Here is a 15,999-nt window from a genome sequence, read left to right as displayed (position 1 = left end):
CGCCTTCTACAACGTCAAGGCCACGGGCCACGTAGCCAAGATCATCAAGGACCTGGGCATCTGACCCCACCCCCTGCCGGGCCGGCCCGCACCCACTCGGGTGCGGGCCGATGCATTTATCGGACGCCACCACCCGTAACCGTCCGACTATCGGTCCGTTACTCCGTACGAGGGCCGCACGCGCGGCCGGGAACGGAGGGGGTCGGCATGCCGGTGAGTCCATACACGAGGGAACGCCTGGCGGAGGCGGCGTGTACGTCGCGGACGCTGACGGAGGCGCTGGAGCAATTGGGGGTCGATCCGAAGAGCAGCTCGCGTGACTACATACGCAGGCGGATGAACCAGCTCGGCGTGGATATCTCGCACTTCGAGCGGGACGGGAGCCGCTGGACCCGCGCGGTCCTGGAAAAGGCGGTCAGCGCCTCCGGCAACATGTACGAGGTCCTGCGACGCCTGGGGCTCGACGCGGTGGGCGGGCACCACACCCACATCAGCCGCCGGGTTCGCGCGCTGGGTATCGACACGTCGCACTTCACCGGGCCATCCCGTACGGACCGGATGCGACACAACAATCGACGGCGTACCGCCGACGAGACCCTCCGCGAGGACCGCACTCCGCACGCCAGACGCACTCCGAACACGATGCTGCGGCGGGCGCTGCTCGACAGCGGAGTCGCGGAGCGTTGCGCCGATTGCGGCATCTCCGCCGTCTGGATGGGTGAACCCCTCCCCTTGGAGGTCGACCACATCAACGGCAACTGGCGCGACAACCGTCGGGAAAACCTGCGACTGCTTTGCCCCAACTGCCACTCCACAACCGATTCGTACCGCGGCCGGGGCAAGGGGCGGCGATGAGAAGCCAACGGCACGATCGGCCTTCACGAGAAGAGCTGGCGCAGGCAATCGCCGAATCGGCCAGTATCGCCGGAACCCTCCGGGTGCTGGGATTCCCCGACCACGGCGGGCAGCGCGCCCACTTGCGCAGATGGATCATGGAGGAGGGTCACGACACATCGCACTTCCTCGGCCAAGGGCATCAACGCGGCAAGGCGGGGACCAAGCCGCTCAAGACCGCAGAGGACATCCTCGTCGCCCGAAGCGGAAAGCAGCGAACGGGCACCCAGCTCCTGCGCCGCGCGCTTCGGGACATCGGCACCCCGGACCGCTGCGATCGGTGCGGCACACCTCCCGAGTGGCAGGGGCGTCCCATGACACTGGAAGTCGACCACATCAACGGCGACCGGGGCGACGACCGCCGCCAGAACCTGCGACTGCTGTGCCCCAACTGTCATGCGGTCACCAACACATGGTGCAGGGGAGGCACACGCCGACCCGCAACATAAGGGCGCACACCCCAACGCTCACACCCGGCCGCTACGATGGGCACCACGCGGCCTTGGCGGAACGGCAGACGCCTCGCATTTAGGGTGCGATGGGAGAAATCCCGTGAGGGTTCGAATCCCTCAGGCCGCACAAGCAAGGGAATTGAAGGCCCGACTCTCGGAGTCGGGCCTTCTGCGCGTCGGGGAGGCCTCAGCCCAGCAGGGCCCGGACGAAGGGGACCAGGGCTCGGAAGGCCTGCCCCCGGTGGGAGATCGCGTTCTTCTCCGCCGCCGTCAGCTCCGCGCACGTGCGGGACTCGCCCAGGGGCTGGAGGATCGGGTCGTAGCCGAAGCCGCCCGTACCGGAGGCGGTGTGGCGGAGGGTGCCCAGGAGGCGGCCTTCGACCACGCGTTCCGTGCCGTCCGGGAGGGCCAGGGCCGCCGCGCAGGCGAAGTGGGCGCCGCGGTGTTCGTCCGCGATGTCACCGAGCTGGGCCAGGAGCAGGTCGAGGTTGGCCCGGTCGTCGCCGTGCTTGCCGGCCCAGCGGGCGGAGAAGATGCCGGGGGCGCCGTTCAGGACGTCCACGCAGAGGCCGGAGTCGTCGGCGATCGCCGGGAGGCCGGTGGCCCGGGCCAGGGCGTGGGCCTTGAGGAGGGCGTTCTCGGCGAAGGTGATGCCGGTTTCCTTGACGTCCGGGATCTGCGGGTACGCGTCCGCGCCGACCAGCTCGTGCGGCAGGCCGGCGTCGGACAGGATGGCGTGCAGTTCGGCGACCTTGCCCGCATTGCGGGTGGCCAGGATCAGGCGCGAAGGCGTGGAGGTCATGCCCGCCATTATTCCGGGCGGCCCGTGGCGCCTTCCCCGGCGTCAGCCCGGGGTGCAGACCTTCGAGAGTTCGGAGGCGGCGTCGGCGACCGGCGTGATGTCCGGGGTCGCGTTGCCCTGCTCGATGGCGGTGCGGACGTTCTTGACAGCCGTGTTCATCGAGCTGATGGCCTTGCTCAGGTCGGCGTTGTCCGTCTGGTCGCCGATCTTCTTCAGGTTCGCCTCGATCTGGTTGAGCGCGTTCTGGGCGTCCTGCGGGCTGTTGCCCGCGTTGGAGACCGCCTGCTGGAGGTCGTTCGCGCCGTCCGTGATGGCGACCGCCGTGTTCGCGCAGTCCATCGCCGTGGAGATCGCGTCACACGAGGTGAGGGCGGGGACGGTGAGGGCGGCTGCCAGCGCCACGGCCGCTATGCGGAGCTTGGGGTGCTTCATGTTTCGGGTCCCCCCAGGGGTGTGGATATGTGGACGGGCGCGCGGCTTTGACACCGTGCGCCCGTACCCTGCCAGACGTCGATCCGGGCGCCTACAGTTCCAGCGCGCCCCGCTGGATGGCCTGGAGGTCCGCGCAGCCGCCGGCGGCGAGGTCGAGGAGGGCGTTGAGTTCCTTGCGGTCGAAGGGCTCGCCCTCGGCGGTGCCCTGGACCTCGACGAAGCGGCCGTCGCCGGTGCAGACGACGTTCATGTCGGTCTCGGCGCGCACGTCCTCCTCGTAGCAGAGGTCGAGGAGGGGGACGCCGTCGACGATGCCGACGCTGACGGCGGCGACGGTGTCGGTGAGCGGCTTGCGGCCGGCCTTGATGAGCTTCTTCTTCTGGCCCCAGGCGACTGCGTCGGCGAGGGCGACGTAGGCGCCGGTGATGGCGGCGGTGCGGGTGCCGCCGTCGGCCTGGAGGACGTCGCAGTCCAGGACGATGGTGTTCTCGCCGAGGGCCTTGTAGTCGATCACTGCGCGCAGCGAGCGGCCGATGAGGCGGGAGATCTCGTGGGTGCGGCCGCCGATCTTGCCGCGGACGGATTCGCGGTCGCCGCGGGTGTTGGTGGAGCGGGGCAGCATCGAGTACTCGGAGGTGACCCAGCCTTCGCCGCTGCCCTTGCGCCAGCGCGGGACGCCTTCGGTGAAGGAGGCGGTGCAGAAGACCTTGGTGTCTCCGAAGGAGATGAGGACGGAGCCCTCGGCGTGCTTGCTCCATCCGCGTTCGAGGGTGACCGGGCGGAGCTGTTCGGGCGTACGGCCGTCGATGCGAGACATGGCGTTGAGCCTAGTCCCTGCGGGGGAACGGCGAAGACCCCGTTCGGGTGCGTGCGGCATCCGTACGGGGTCCTCGGGGGGGTGCTTCAGTGCGCCCGGCTCACGCCACCGGTCACATCATGTCTTCGATGTCGGCGGCGATCGGGTCGGCGTCGGTGCCGATGACGACCTGGATCGCGGTGCCCATCTTCACGACGCCGTGGGCGCCGGCGGCCTTGAGGGCGGCTTCGTCGACGAGGTCGGGGTTGACGACCTCGGTGCGCAGGCGCGTGATGCAGCCTTCGACCTCTTCGATGTTCTCGATACCGCCGAGCCCGGCGACGATCTTCTCAGCCTTGGTGGCCATGTGTTTCTCCCTGAGTCGTACGAAGAGCGAGTCTCGGCGGCACCCATGCGGTCCGTTTCGTCACGGTAACGCACGGTTGGCCCATCTTCGCGAGCGCGCGTCCACTATCTGCCGAATCATGACGATCAGCAGCAACCTGCCCACAACTGGTCTACACCAGTGTGCCGCACGTGCCGCGACAGCCAAAAACGGGCCGGTCAGGGAGGATGCCGATGAGCGCCAGCAGCGCGGCGGGAGCGCCACGGGCGAAGCCGCAACCGCAGTGGTGGAACGGCCTGTTCCAGGGGCTGCAGAAGATGGGGCGGAGCCTTCAGCTGCCGATCGCCGTGCTGCCCGCGGCGGGCATCCTCAACCGGCTGGGGCAGCCGGACGTCTTCGGCGCCGAGGGGCTGGGCTGGACCGACGTCGCCAAGATCATGGCCGGCGCGGGCGGCGCCCTGCTCGACCCCGACCTCGGCCTGCCCCTCCTCTTCTGCATCGGCGTCGCGATCGGCATGGCCAAGAAGGCGGACGGCTCGACCGCCCTCGCGGCGGTGACCGGCTTCCTCGTCTACCGCGGGGTGCTGCACGCCTTCCAGAAGCCGTGCCCCCCGGGGACCAAGGACATCGGCGGCGGCTGCCTGGGGCCGAACGACACGTTCATCTCGTACACGTACCAGAACCCGGGGGTCTTCGGCGGCATCATCATGGGCCTGCTCGCGGCCTGGTTCTGGCAGCGCTACCACCGGGTGAAGCTGGTCGACTGGCTGGGCTTCTTCAACGGCCGGCGGCTCGTCCCGATCATCATGTCCTTCGTGGCGATCGGTTTCGCCGTGATCTGCCTGTGGATCTGGCCGCCGGTCGGCGACGCGCTGGAGAGCTTCTCGGACTGGCTGGTGGGCCTGGACTACTGGGGTGCGGGCATCTTCGGCGTCGCGAACCGTGCGCTGCTGGTGATCGGCCTGCACCAGTTCCTGAACGTGCCGGTGTGGTTCCAGTTCGGCAGCTACACCACGCCGGAGGGGAAGACCGTGCACGGCGACATCAACATGTTCCTGGCCGGCGACCCGGACGCGGGGATGTTCCTCTCGGGCTTCTTCCCGATCATGATGTTCGCCCTCCCGGCGGCGGCCCTCGCGATCGCGCACTGCGCGAAGCCGCTGCGGCGAAAGGAGATCGGCGGCCTGATGCTGTCGGTGGGCCTGACCTCGTTCGTCACGGGCATCACGGAGCCGCTGGAGTACTCCTTCCTGTTCGTCGCGCCGGTGCTGTACGCGATCCACGCGGTGCTGACGGGCGTGTCGATGGCGGTGACGTGGGCGCTGGGCGTGCACGACGGGTTCACCTTCTCGGCGGGCCTGATCGACTACGTCATCAACTGGGGGCTGGCGACGAAGCCGTGGCTGATCATCCCGATCGGCCTGTGCTTCGCGGTCGTCTACTACGTGATCTTCCGTTTCGCGATCACGAAGTTCGACCTTCCGACGCCGGGGCGGGAGTCGGACGAGGAGATCGCGGCGATGCAGGCGGACAACACCAAGGCGTAGCCGCCCTCCTGGCGGGCGGGCCCTTCGGCCCGCACCGAAGGCCCTCGGACCACCGGTTCCGGGGGCCTTCGTCATGTCCGGATGCCTGGTGGGCCGGACATGGGGCAGCGACACGCCGGATGTGGTGTAGACCACAGGAAATCGAAGGTTCCTTATCTATCCCTCACCGTGCTACAACTGGTCTACACCACGGATTGGTGTAGACCACGCGGGCCGGGATACGGCCGCGGGAGCCACCTTTCAGAGACGTCGCCGTCCCCCTTCCTTGTCCCCGGGCGACGCCTTGCCCAATGGAGGATGCACATGTCCACAGCGACGGCTGCGGAAAAGAAGAAGGGCGCTGGCGTGATGGCCGTCATGCAGCGCATCGGCCGGAGCCTCATGCTCCCCGTTGCGGTGCTGCCGGCCGCCGCACTGCTCGTCCGTCTCGGTGACAAGGACATGCTCGGCGACCCCACGCTGCCCGAGTTCCTCACCAAGATCGCCGGCTACATGGCCGCCGGTGGCGGCGCGATCCTCGCCAACATGGCGCTGCTCTTCGCCGTCGGCATTGCGATCGGCTTCGCGAAGAAGTCGGACGGTTCCACCGCGCTCGCCGCCGTGACGGGCTACCTGGTCTTCAAGAACGTGCTCGCCACGTTCACCGACTCCAACCTGCCGAAGGTCGCCACGGCGGTCGACGGCAAGGTCGTCATGGTCGACGCCCCGGTCGACGCCAAGGTGCTCGGCGGTGTCGTGATGGGCATCGTCGTCGCACTGCTCTACCAGAAGTTCTACCGAACCAAGCTTCCCGACTGGGCCGGCTTCTTCGGCGGCCGCCGCCTCGTCCCGATCCTCTCGGCCTTCGCGGGTCTGCTGATCGGCATCCTGTTCGGTTTCATCTGGCCGGTCCTCGGCACGGGTCTGCACAGCTTCGGTGAGTGGCTGGTCGGTTCCGGCGCCGTCGGCGCGGGCATCTTCGGTGTCGCCAACCGTGCGCTGATCCCGGTCGGCATGCACCACCTGCTGAACTCCTTCCCGTGGTTCCAGGCAGGCGAGTACAACGGCAAGAGCGGCGACATCGCCCGCTTCCTCGCCGGGGACCCGAGCGCCGGACAGTTCATGACCGGTTTCTTCCCGATCATGATGTTCGCCCTCCCGGCGGCCTGCCTCGCGATCGTCCACTGCGCCCGCCCCGAGCGTCGCAAGGTCGTCGGCGGCATGATGTTCTCCCTCGCACTGACCTCCTTCGTCACCGGTGTGACCGAGCCCATCGAGTTCACGTTCATGTTCATCGCCCCGGTGCTCTACGCGGTCCACGCGGTGCTGACCGGTGTGTCGATGGCGCTGACCTGGGCACTGGGCATGAGGGACGGCTTCGGGTTCTCGGCCGGCCTCGTCGACTTCGGCCTGAACCTGGGCATCGCCACCAACCCGTGGGGCCTGGCCGGCATCGGCCTCTGCTTCGCGGTGGTCTACTACGTCGTCTTCCGCTTCGCGATCACCAAGTTCAACCTCCCGACGCCGGGCCGCGAGTCCGACGAGGAGCTCGCCGAGCTGGCGAAGGCCGAGGCCAAGTAGGCCCCACCGCCCTTCGTACGACGAAGCCCCCGCTCTCCCGGAAGGGAGGGCGGGGGCTTCGTCGTACGAACGGGAGGCCGCGGCTCAGACCTCGTACACCGCGCCCGCGTACGCCAGGTCGACGCGGCCGTCGAAGGCCTCGCGGGCGTCGGCCAGGTTCTGCTCGGGGTCCGTCCACGGCGGGATGTGGGTGAGGACGAGCCGTCCGACCCCGCCGCTGCGCGCGTACTCGCCGGCCTCCCGGCCGTTGAGGTGCAGGTCCGGGATGTCCTCCTTGCCGTGCGTGAAGGACGCCTCGCACAGGAAGAGGTCGGTGCCCTCGGCGAGCCGGCCCAGCTCGGGGCAGGCACCGGTGTCCCCGGAGTACGTCAGCGAGCGGCCGCCGTGCTCGACGCGGATCCCGTACGCCTCCACGGGGTGGCTCACCCGCTCGGTGCGGACCTGGAACGGCCCGATCTCGAACGTGCCGGACTTCAGGGTGCGGAAGTCGAAGACCTCGCTCATCGAGCGCTCGTCGGGGACGTCGTCGTAGGCGGTGGTCAGGCGCTTCTCGGTGCCCTCGGGTCCGTAGACGGGGATGGTGCCGCAGCGGCCGCCCTCGTGCCGGTAGAAGCGGGCGACGAAGTACGCGCACATGTCGATGCAGTGGTCGGCGTGCAGATGGCTCAGGAAGATCGCGTCGAGGTCGTAGAGACCGATGTGGCGCTGGAGCTCGCCGAGGGCGCCGTTGCCCATGTCGAGGAGCAGCCGGAAGCCGTCGGCCTCTACGAGGTAGCTCGAACAGGCCGATTCCGCGGACGGGAACGACCCCGAACAGCCGACGACGGTGAGCTTCATGGAGCGTGAACCTCCGAGGACGGTCCGTGGACGGAATGCGGGCCGTGCGTGGGTCGAGCGTAAGGCGCGAATCGGCCGGTCGCTCCTCCGCGGCAGGCCGTTGTGGGGGGAATCACCTGTGCTGTCACCCGGGGGAGCGACGCGGGGCACGGGCGTTGCCGTGCCGTTGCCGTGCCGGGTGCGTGCGGCGCGGCTACGGTCTAACCATGGACACGTCCTGGTGGCCCGCGGTGGCCGCGGTCGTGGCCGTCGCGCTGGTGGTGCTGGTCGCCGGGCGCCGCCGGCCGGGCCGCGCCCGCCGGTCTCCCCCGGCGCACGGGTCGGGCCCGGCGCCCCGGCCGCGGTCGGGCGAGCTGTGGAGGCTGACGGACGGCCGCCGGTGCCTGGTCCTGGCGGTGGAGTCGGTACGGGGTCACCGCGCGCGGGTCGCGTGGATCACCGGGAAGTACGACGACCGGCGGGCCGGGGTGATCCCGTTGCCGCCGGGTACGTTGCGGGCGCAGGGCCGGGCGAGCTTCCTGGAGGCGGACCGGCCGGTGGAGGTGTCGCTGTGGGAGTTCGGCGAGCGGGTGGGGGTGCTGGACCCGGCGATCTGGGACGAGGTCAAGGGACTGGGAGGCGGTCGGTGACGCGGGTGATCAGGTTGCGGCGCGTGTACGAGGCCCCGGAGCCGGGGGCGGACGGCGTACGGGTGCTCGTGGACCGGCTGTGGCCGCGGGGGCTGTCGAAGGCGGCGGCGGGTGTGGACGAGTGGCCGAAGGCGGTGACGCCGTCGTCGGAGCTGCGGAAGTGGTTCCACGGGGGCGGCTCCGCGGATGAGTTCCGGCAGCGGTACGAGGCGGAGCTGGCGGAGCCGGGGGCGGTGGCGGAGCTGGTCCGCCTGCGGCGGCTCGCGGACGGGGGTCCGGTGACGCTGCTGACCGCGGTGCGGGACCCTGCGGGGAGCCATGCCGCCATCCTGGCGGAGCACCTGGCCTGACCCCGCCGGCGCGGGTGCTCCGCCCCCGGTCCCCCGCGCCTCAAAGGGGATGCGGGTCGGCCCCGGGCCGCGAGGGTGTACCGCGGGGGCCGGGGCCGAGCGCCGGGGCGGGCTACGCCCAGAGCTGGCCCTGGAGGACTTCGATGGCTTCTTCCGTCGTCGCCGCCGTGTAGACGCCGGTCGAGAGGTACTTCCAGCCGCCGTCGGCCACGACGAACACGATGTCCGCCGACTCGCCCGCGGCCACCGCCTTGCGGCCGACGCCGATCGCCGCGTGCAGTGCGGCGCCCGTGGAGACGCCCGCGAAGATGCCCTCCAGCTGGAGCAGCTCCCGCGTGCGGGTGACCGCGTCCGCCGAGCCCACCGAGAAGCGGGTGGTGAGCACCGAGGCGTCGTAGAGCTCCGGGACGAAGCCCTCGTCGAGGTTGCGCAGGCCGTAGACGAGGTCGTCGTAGCGGGGTTCCGCCGCGACGATCTTCACGCCCTCCACGTGCTCCCGCAGGTAGCGGCCGACGCCCATGAGGGTGCCGGTCGTGCCCAGGCCCGCCACGAAGTGGGTGATCGAGGGCAGGTCCGCGAGGATCTCCGGGCCCGTGGTGGCGTAGTGCGCGCCCGCGTTGTCCGGGTTGCCGTACTGGTAGAGCATCACCCAGTCCGGGTGCTCGGCCGCCAGTTCCTTGGCCACCCGCACGGCGGTGTTCGAGCCGCCCGCCGCGGGTGAAGAGATGATCTCGGCTCCCCACATGGCCAGCAGGTCCCGGCGTTCCTGGGAGGTGTTCTCCGGCATCACGCAGACGATGCGGTAGCCCTTGAGCTTGGCCGCCATCGCCAGGGAGATGCCGGTGTTGCCCGAGGTCGGTTCCAGGATGGTGCAGCCGGGGTACAGGCGGCCGGACTTCTCGGCCTGCTCGACCATGTGGAGCGCGGGGCGGTCCTTGATCGAGCCGGTCGGGTTGCGGTCCTCCAGCTTGGCCCAGATGCGGACGTCCTCGGACGGCGACAGCCGGGGCAGCCGGACCAGGGGCGTGTTGCCCACCGCGGCCAGGGGGGAGTCGTAACGCATCAGACAGCGCCGCCGGCCACGGCCGGGAGGATGGTGACGTTGTCGCCGTCCTTGAGGGCGGTGGAGATGCCCTCGAGGAAGCGGACGTCCTCGTCGTTGAGGTAGACGTTCACGAAGCGGCGCAGCTGGCCGCCGTCTGCCTGGTCGACGAGTCGCTCTCGAATGCCCTTGTGGCGGGTCTCCAGGTCGGCGAAGAGGTCGGCGAGGGTGGCGCCTTCACCGGTCACGGCCTTCTCGCCGTCGGTGTAGGTGCGGAGGATGGTCGGGATGCGGACCTCGATGGCCATGGCAGGCTCCAGTGTCGTGAAAGGGGCGAAGAAGTGTGCGGGCGCGCGTTCGTGCAGCCCCGCGCGGAAGGGGCCCGGTGCTCAGGCGGCAGGACAGATGGCGCTGGCGAGGCGGCACAGGTCGACGTGCAGCCGCGCCACGAGCAGAAGCCTGCCGGGCGTCTCGATGCTCACGTCGTGGGAAACCATGCGGTCATGTTAACGATTCCCGGTCCCCCGTTTGGAGTGTGATCCCGCATCGTGGACGCCGACTGCTCACATGGTGGTCAGTAGGCGGCTACGACCTGCACTTCTTCCTCCGTGATCACCCCGTCGACGATCCGGTACGAGCGGAACTGGAACTCGCCGAGGCCGTCCTTGTCCGCCGTCGAGACGAGGACGTAGTGCGCGCCGGGCTCGTTGGCGTAGGTGACGTCCGTGCGCGAGGGGTAGGCCTCGGTCGCGGTGTGGGAGTGGTAGATGATCACCGGCTCCTCGTCGCGGTCGTCCAGTTCGCGGTAGAGCTTCAGCAGGTCCTTCGAGTCGAACTCGTAGAACGTGGGCGACCGGGCGGCATTGAGCATCGGGATGAACCGCTCGGGCCGGCCGGTGCCCGCTGGGCCGGCCACGACGCCGCACGCCTCGTCGGGGTGGTCCTGGCGGGCGTGCTCGACGATCTGGTCATACAGGGCCTGGGTGAGGGTCAGCATGAGCGACAGGATAAGCAGACGGGCCCTTCCGTACCGAGGTGTGGTACGGAAGGGCCCGAATGGTGGACAGGGTGCTGCTACGAGGCCTTGGTGAAGGCGTCGGCGCGCGGGTTGCGGGCCTTCAGGGCCAGGTAGGACACGCCCAGGATCAGGCCCCACAGCGGGGCGCAGTAGAGCGAGACCCGGGAGTCCTTGTCCATGCCCATCATCACGATGACCATGGCGATGAAGGCGAGGGAGACGTAGCTCGTGTAGGGGGAGCCGGGCGTCTTGAAGCGGGAGGCGGGCAGCTCGCCGCGGTCGGCCTTGGCGCGGTAGCGGATCTGGCAGACGAGGATGACGATCCAGGCCCACATGCCGGAGATGGTGGCGAAGGAGACGACGTAGTCGAAGGCCTTGCCGGGGGCGACGTAGTTGATCCAGACGCCGACGAGCATCAGCGAGGCCGAGAAGGTGGTGCCGACCAGCGGGGTGCCGTTCTTCGTCAGCTTGGTGAAGACCTTCGGGCCCTGGCCGTTGAGCGCGAGGTCGCGCAGCATGCGGCCGGTGGAGTACATGCCCGAGTTGCAGGAGGAGAGGGCGGCGGTCAGCACGACGAAGTTGACGATCGCGGCGCCGACGCCGAGGCCCATCTTCTCGAAGGCGGCGACGAAGGGGCTGACGCCCGGCTGGAACTCGTGCCACGGCACGACCGACAGGATCATGATCAGTGCGCCGACGTAGAAGACGGCGATGCGCCACGGCACGGTGTTGATGGCCTTGGGCAGGGTCTTCTCGGGGTCCTTGGACTCGCCGGCGGTGACGCCGACCAGTTCGACCGCGAGGAAGGCGAAGACCACGATCTGGAGGGTCATCAGGGTGCCGCCGATGCCCTTGGGGAAGAACCCGCCGTCGTTCCACAGGTTGGAGACGGAGGCGGTGGCCGCGGCGTCGGAGAAGCCGATGGTCAGGATGCCCGCGCAGATCAGGATCATGCCGACGATGGCGGTGACCTTGACCATCGAGAACCAGAACTCCAGCTCGCCGAAGAGCTTCACGGAGATGAGGTTCGCGGCGTAGAGGATGACCGTGAAGATCAGCGCGTAGGCCCACTGCGGGAAGCTGTCGCCCGTCCAGTAGGCCATGTACTTGGCGGCGGCCGTCACCTCGGTGATGCCGGTGACCACCCAGAACAGCCAGTACGTCCAGCCGGTGGCGTAGCCCCAGAAGGGGCCGAGGAACTCGCGTGCGTAGTCGGAGAACGACCCCGCGACCGGGCGGTACATGAGCAGTTCGCCCAGGGCCCGCATGATGAAGAAGATGATCACGCCGACGATGGCGTAGGCCAGGATCAGGCTCGGTCCGGCTTTGGAGATGGCCTTGCCGGCTCCCAGGAAGAGGCCGGTGCCGATGGCTCCGCCGATCGCGATCATCTGGATCTGGCGGGCGCCGAGTGCGCGGTGGTAACCCTCGCCACCCTCGGCGGGTGCGCCCTCGCCGGGCGTCCTGTCGTTCTGCTCGACCTGCACTGAGGTCATGTCTTGATGCGCCTTTCTCCACGCCGACCCGCGCCTTCATTGGCTGCGGATCGGGTCCTCGATCCCCCCGGATACGGATGGAGCTGCACGCCGGCGGTCAGCCGGTTCAAGCGGGCCGCGGAACAGGGGTGGCGTCCCGGCGGTCGTGAAGATTTATCACGCCATTACGGACGCCCGAGGGGGTGGAATGTGACGCAGGACACCGGAAATCCTGGGCAAGGGGCCAGAAATGCATCAGATCACCGCATCGCAGTGATCTGATCGTTATCCGGATTTGAGCGTCCGCTGAGCGAACGGACTGTCGCCTTGAGGCTCCCCTGAGGGTCCCGGGATGATCTCCGGGTCCTCCTCACAGGGTTTCGATGAGGGTCTCCTGGAGGCCGCCCAGCCAGAGGTACGCCATCACCATCGGCTTGCGCGGGTCGTCGTCGGGCAGCCGGAAGAGCGCCGCGCTCTCGTCGTCCTCCGTGATGTCGAGGCGGGACGCGATGGTCAGGCGCAGGTCGTTGAGCGCGCCGAGCCAGCGCAGCGGCAGTTCGCCGGTCAGCTCGAGCACCGCGGCTCCGTCGCCGGCCGGGGTGAGGCCGTCCAGGCTGCGCACGACGGAGAGGGCGTCCTCGCGCTTGCGGGTGCGCAGGTCGTTCTCCGTGAACCGGCGGAACTCCGCGGAGCGGGCCTTCAGCTCGGCCTGGTCGACGCCCTCGTCGCCGCTGCCGTCGGGGGAGCCGTAGGCGTCGGGGAAGAGCCGGGCCAGCGCGGGGTCGGACGGGGGCTCGGAGGGGCCCTCGGCGAAGAGGGCGGCGAGCGGGTCGGCGTCCTCGGCCGGTTCGGGCTCGCCGGGCCCGATGAGCTCCAGCAGCTGGACGGCCAGGGAGCGGAGGATGGAGATCTCGATCTCGTCGAGCGCGATGGCGGCGCCGCCGCCCTTGAGTGCCTCGAAGGTTCCGCCGCCCATCAGACGCGGTCCTGCGAAAGGGTCGCCCACAGGCCGTAGCCGTGCATGGCCTGCACGTCGCGCTCCATTTCCTCGCGGGTGCCGCTGGACACGACCGCCCGCCCCTTGTGATGGACGTCCAGCATCAGCTTGTGCGCCACGTCCTTCGAATAGCCGAAGTACGCCTGGAACACGTACGCCACGTAGCTCATGAGGTTGACCGGGTCGTTGTGCACCAGGGTCACCCAGGGGACGTCGGGTTCCGGGACCGCGAAGGTCTCTTCGGCCGACTCGGTGCGTTCGATCTCAATGGGAGCAACACTCACTCGTCCCATGCTGCCACCGTAACGGGGTCGTCGCACAAACGGGTCCTACATCTCGTCACTCTGACGAAATGTGCGCTAGCATCCGTGCCATGAATCCTGCGGACCTGGGCCTGCCGGTGGACGTGCCGTCGACAGCGCTCTTCACGGACCATTACGAGCTCACGATGCTGCAGGCCGCCCTGGCGAACGGCACGGCCGACCGCCGCTCGGTCTTCGAGGTGTTCACCCGGCGGCTGCCCGAGGGGCGGCGCTACGGCGTCGTCGCCGGCACCGGGCGGGTGCTCGACGCGGTGGAGAACTTCCGCTTCGACGGCGCCGTGCTGGAGTTCCTGCGCGAGCGGGCCGTCGTCGACATGCGGACGCTGGACTGGCTCGCCTCGTACCGCTTCTCGGGCGACATCTGGGGCTACCCGGAAGGGGAGGTCTACTTCCCCGGCTCGCCGATCCTGCGGGTCGAGGGCAGCTTCGCCGAGTGCGTGCTGCTCGAGACGGTGATCCTGTCGATCCTGAACCACGACTCGGCGATCGCGGCGGCGGCCTCCCGGATGTCCTCGGCGGCCGGCGACCGGCCGCTGATCGAGATGGGCGCGCGGCGCACGCACGAACTGGCGGCGGTCGCGGCCTCGCGGGCCGCCTACGTGGGCGGCTTCGCCTCCACCTCGGACCTGGCGGCCGGCTTCCGGTACGGGATCCCGACGGTGGGCACGAGCGCGCACGCCTTCACGCTGGTGCACGACAGCGAGCGGGACGCCTTCACCGCGCAGATGGCCTCGCTGGGCCGGGGCACCACCCTCCTGGTGGACACGTACGACGTGGCCGAGGCGGTCCGCACGGCCGTCGAGGTGGCCGGTACGGAGCTGGGCGCGGTCCGCATCGACTCGGGCGACCTGCTGCTGGTGGCGCACCGGGTGCGGCAGCAGCTGGACGAGCTGGGGGCGACCTCGACGAAGATCGTGGTCACCTCGGACCTGGACGAGTACGCCATCGCCTCGCTCGCGGCCGCCCCGGTGGACGCGTACGGGGTGGGCACGCAGCTGGTCACGGGCAGCGGGCACCCGACGTGCTCGATGGTCTACAAACTGGTGGCGCGGGCCGTCTCGGCGGACCCCAAGGCGGCGCTGGCGCCGGTGGCCAAGCGGTCCACGGGCGGGAAGACGTCCATCGGGGGCCGCAAGTGGGCCGCGCGGCGCCGCGACGCCGAGGGGGTCGCGGAGGCGGAGGTCGTCGGCGTGGGCCCGGTGCCGGCTGCGCTGTCCGACCACCAGCTCCTGACCCAGCTGGTCAAGGCGGGCGAGGTCGTGGCCCGCGAGCCGCTGGAGGCCGCGCGGGACCGTCACCGCGCCGCGCGGGCGGGGCTCCCCCTGTCCGCGACCCAGCTCAGCCGCGGCGAGGCCGTGCTCCCCACGGAGTACGTGTAGCCCCCTGCGCCTCCGGGGCTCCGCCCCGGGGACCCCGCGCCGGGCAAAGCAGCCCTCAGCCTCGCCGGCGTTTGAGGCGCGGGGGTCTGGGGGCAGAGCCCCCAGCAGCCGGCCCGCACCGTTCACACCGCCAAAGCGAAGGGCACCGAACATGCACCGCGCACTGATCGTCGTCGACGTACAGAACGACTTCTGCGAAGGCGGCAGCCTCGCGGTGGCCGGCGGCGCCGACGTGGCCGCCGCCGTCACCGAGTACATCGGCCAGGCCACCCCCGCCTACCGGCACGTCGTGGCCACCCGCGACCACCACGTCGACCCCGGGGCGCACTTCGCGCACCCCCCGGCGCAGCCGGACTACGAGACCTCCTGGCCCGTGCACTGCGTGGCCGGGACCGAGGGCGTGGGCTTCCACCCGAACTTCGCCCCCGCCGTGGCGTCGGGGGCCGTGGCCGCCGTGTTCGACAAGGGCGCGTACGAGGCCGCGTACAGCGGCTTCGAGGGCGCCGACGAGAACGGGGACACGCTCGCCGAGTGGCTGCGCGCCCGCCAGGTCACCGAGGTGGACGTGGTCGGCATCGCCACCGACCACTGCGTGCGGGCCACCGCCCTCGACGCCGCCCGCGCCGGCTTCGCCACCCGCGTCCTGCTGGACCTGACGGCGGCCGTGGCCCCCCGCACCACGGAGAGGGCCCTGGAGGAGCTCCGGGCGGCCGGGGTGGAGCTCGTGGGCGGGGAGCGGCTCGCGGCCTCCTAGCGGCCTCCTACGTGCCCAGCAGGGCCCGGATGGGGTGCCAGAGCTCCTGCGCCCGGTCGGGGGCCCCGCGCCACAGGAGGCCGTCCGGGTGGTGCAGGACGGCCGTGACCTCGTCCGGGGTCGGCGGGTGCGCGTTGCCCCGCAGGTAGACGGCCCGCATGCCGTGGTTCCGCAGCCTGGTCAGGGCGCGGGCCCGGTTCGCGGCGTGTACGAGTACACGGACATTTCCGCCCTCTCCGGACGGCCTCGGCAGTGTGAGCGCGACCACCACACTGCCGCCTGGCAATCTGACGAAACCTCCACCGGGCACGGCTGTCATCTCCCCCGTCAATAAGAAACTCGTACCGCGCATCTAAACGCGATCGG

At 69.9% G+C, this 15,999-nt stretch carries 21 protein-coding genes and 1 tRNA gene; 9 read left to right on the top strand and 13 right to left on the bottom strand.

Translation table 11 applies throughout. From position 1 onward, the window contains the following. Positions 1-207 precede the first annotated feature (207 nt). The 3 genes from ACIGFK_RS28900 to ACIGFK_RS28890 all read left to right on the top strand — a co-directional run bounded on the left by ACIGFK_RS28900 (position 208) and on the right by ACIGFK_RS28890 (position 1,473). Positions 208-855: an HNH endonuclease gene (locus tag ACIGFK_RS28900; protein WP_376655613.1), complete on the top strand. Its 648-nt coding sequence runs from the start codon at positions 208-210 to the stop codon at positions 853-855. Beyond that, positions 852-1,343: an HNH endonuclease gene (locus tag ACIGFK_RS28895; protein WP_386467796.1), complete on the top strand. Its 492-nt coding sequence runs from the start codon at positions 852-854 to the stop codon at positions 1,341-1,343. The genes ACIGFK_RS28900 and ACIGFK_RS28895 overlap by 4 nt, the downstream gene beginning before the upstream one ends. A gap of 47 nt (positions 1,344-1,390) precedes the next feature. Next, positions 1,391-1,473, top strand: a tRNA-Leu gene (locus ACIGFK_RS28890). Positions 1,474-1,533: 60 nt separating this feature from the next. Here the strand turns inward: ACIGFK_RS28890 and rdgB are convergent. The 4 genes from rdgB to ACIGFK_RS28870 all read right to left on the bottom strand — a co-directional run bounded on the left by rdgB (position 1,534) and on the right by ACIGFK_RS28870 (position 3,743). After that, positions 1,534-2,148: an RdgB/HAM1 family non-canonical purine NTP pyrophosphatase gene (gene rdgB, locus ACIGFK_RS28885; RefSeq protein ID WP_400054157.1), complete on the bottom strand. Its 615-nt coding sequence runs from the start codon at positions 2,146-2,148 to the stop codon at positions 1,534-1,536. 42 nt (positions 2,149-2,190) lie between these two features. Continuing rightward, entirely contained in the window at positions 2,191-2,580 is a 390-nt protein-coding gene (locus ACIGFK_RS28880; protein WP_386467794.1) for a hypothetical protein, read from the bottom strand. Between the two features lie 91 nt (positions 2,581-2,671). Beyond that, entirely contained in the window at positions 2,672-3,397 is a 726-nt protein-coding gene (gene rph, locus ACIGFK_RS28875; protein WP_376655609.1) for a ribonuclease PH, read from the bottom strand. 112 nt (positions 3,398-3,509) lie between these two features. After that, positions 3,510-3,743: a glucose PTS transporter subunit EIIB gene (locus tag ACIGFK_RS28870; RefSeq protein WP_008742596.1), complete on the bottom strand. Its 234-nt coding sequence runs from the start codon at positions 3,741-3,743 to the stop codon at positions 3,510-3,512. A 212-nt stretch (positions 3,744-3,955) separates the two neighbouring features. On the opposite strand from ACIGFK_RS28870, the gene ACIGFK_RS28865 reads away from it, so the two are divergent. Both ACIGFK_RS28865 and ACIGFK_RS28860 read left to right on the top strand, forming a co-directional pair. Next, on the top strand, positions 3,956-5,269 hold the full coding sequence (locus tag ACIGFK_RS28865) for a PTS transporter subunit EIIC (protein ID WP_376655608.1): 1,314 nt from the start codon (positions 3,956-3,958) through the stop codon (positions 5,267-5,269). Positions 5,270-5,572: 303 nt separating this feature from the next. Further along, a complete protein-coding gene (locus ACIGFK_RS28860) occupies positions 5,573-6,829 on the top strand; it encodes a PTS transporter subunit EIIC (protein ID WP_376655607.1) in 1,257 nt (418 codons plus the stop codon). Between the two features lie 84 nt (positions 6,830-6,913). Here the strand turns inward: ACIGFK_RS28860 and ACIGFK_RS28855 are convergent, their stop codons facing one another. After that, positions 6,914-7,666: an MBL fold metallo-hydrolase gene (locus ACIGFK_RS28855; RefSeq protein ID WP_376658532.1), complete on the bottom strand. Its 753-nt coding sequence runs from the start codon at positions 7,664-7,666 to the stop codon at positions 6,914-6,916. Positions 7,667-7,872: 206 nt separating this feature from the next. Here ACIGFK_RS28855 and ACIGFK_RS28850 point away from each other — a divergent pair, with 206 nt between their 5' ends. Next, the gene (locus ACIGFK_RS28850; RefSeq protein ID WP_376658533.1) at positions 7,873-8,295 is read left to right on the top strand and encodes a hypothetical protein; all 423 of its coding nucleotides are present in this window, start codon (positions 7,873-7,875) and stop codon (positions 8,293-8,295) included. Between the two features lie 5 nt (positions 8,296-8,300). Then, a complete protein-coding gene (locus ACIGFK_RS28845; protein ID WP_376658564.1) occupies positions 8,301-8,645 on the top strand; it encodes a DUF488 domain-containing protein in 345 nt (114 codons plus the stop codon). Positions 8,646-8,757: 112 nt separating this feature from the next. Here the strand turns inward: ACIGFK_RS28845 and ACIGFK_RS28840 are convergent, their stop codons facing one another. The 7 genes from ACIGFK_RS28840 to clpS form a co-directional block, all read right to left on the bottom strand. Further along, positions 8,758-9,708 (bottom strand): PLP-dependent cysteine synthase family protein, encoded by a 951-nt coding sequence (locus ACIGFK_RS28840; protein WP_376658534.1) that lies wholly within the window; start codon positions 9,706-9,708, stop codon positions 8,758-8,760. Next, the gene (locus ACIGFK_RS28835) at positions 9,708-9,995 is read right to left on the bottom strand and encodes a MoaD/ThiS family protein (protein WP_376658535.1); all 288 of its coding nucleotides are present in this window, start codon (positions 9,993-9,995) and stop codon (positions 9,708-9,710) included. Before ACIGFK_RS28835 ends, ACIGFK_RS28840 begins: the two co-directional genes overlap by 1 nt. 81 nt (positions 9,996-10,076) lie before the next feature. Next, a complete protein-coding gene (locus ACIGFK_RS28830; RefSeq protein WP_311736929.1) occupies positions 10,077-10,184 on the bottom strand; it encodes a putative leader peptide in 108 nt (35 codons plus the stop codon). 77 nt (positions 10,185-10,261) lie between these two features. Beyond that, positions 10,262-10,684 (bottom strand): Mov34/MPN/PAD-1 family protein, encoded by a 423-nt coding sequence (locus ACIGFK_RS28825; protein ID WP_376658536.1) that lies wholly within the window; start codon positions 10,682-10,684, stop codon positions 10,262-10,264. A 77-nt stretch (positions 10,685-10,761) separates the two neighbouring features. After that, positions 10,762-12,201, bottom strand: a complete 1,440-nt coding sequence (locus ACIGFK_RS28820) for an amino acid permease (protein WP_376658537.1) — start codon at positions 12,199-12,201, stop codon at positions 10,762-10,764. Positions 12,202-12,550: 349 nt separating this feature from the next. Then, positions 12,551-13,156, bottom strand: coding sequence for a DUF2017 domain-containing protein (locus ACIGFK_RS28815; RefSeq protein WP_376658538.1), 606 nt, complete (start codon positions 13,154-13,156; stop codon positions 12,551-12,553). Beyond that, on the bottom strand, positions 13,156-13,470 hold the full coding sequence (clpS, locus tag ACIGFK_RS28810; RefSeq protein ID WP_376658539.1) for an ATP-dependent Clp protease adapter ClpS: 315 nt from the start codon (positions 13,468-13,470) through the stop codon (positions 13,156-13,158). The genes ACIGFK_RS28815 and clpS overlap by 1 nt, the downstream gene beginning before the upstream one ends. Before the next feature lie 80 nt (positions 13,471-13,550). Between clpS and ACIGFK_RS28805 the strand changes: the two genes are divergently transcribed. Continuing rightward, complete coding sequence (locus ACIGFK_RS28805; RefSeq protein WP_400054151.1) at positions 13,551-14,879, top strand: nicotinate phosphoribosyltransferase; 1,329 nt, start codon at positions 13,551-13,553, stop codon at positions 14,877-14,879. A 151-nt stretch (positions 14,880-15,030) separates the two neighbouring features. Then, a complete protein-coding gene (locus ACIGFK_RS28800) occupies positions 15,031-15,633 on the top strand; it encodes an isochorismatase family protein (protein ID WP_376658541.1) in 603 nt (200 codons plus the stop codon). Positions 15,634-15,640: 7 nt separating this feature from the next. On the opposite strand, the gene ACIGFK_RS28795 is transcribed toward ACIGFK_RS28800, so the two are convergent. Then, positions 15,641-15,985, bottom strand: coding sequence for a hypothetical protein (locus tag ACIGFK_RS28795; protein ID WP_376658542.1), 345 nt, complete (start codon positions 15,983-15,985; stop codon positions 15,641-15,643). Positions 15,986-15,999: the final 14 nt, after the last annotated feature.

It is taken from the genome of Streptomyces sp. NPDC085524, from assembly GCF_044541755.1.
Classification (GTDB): domain Bacteria; phylum Actinomycetota; class Actinomycetes; order Streptomycetales; family Streptomycetaceae; genus Streptomyces.
The sequence above is the reverse complement of the archived record's forward strand: the minus strand, read 5'-3'. Positions and strand labels throughout refer to the sequence as shown.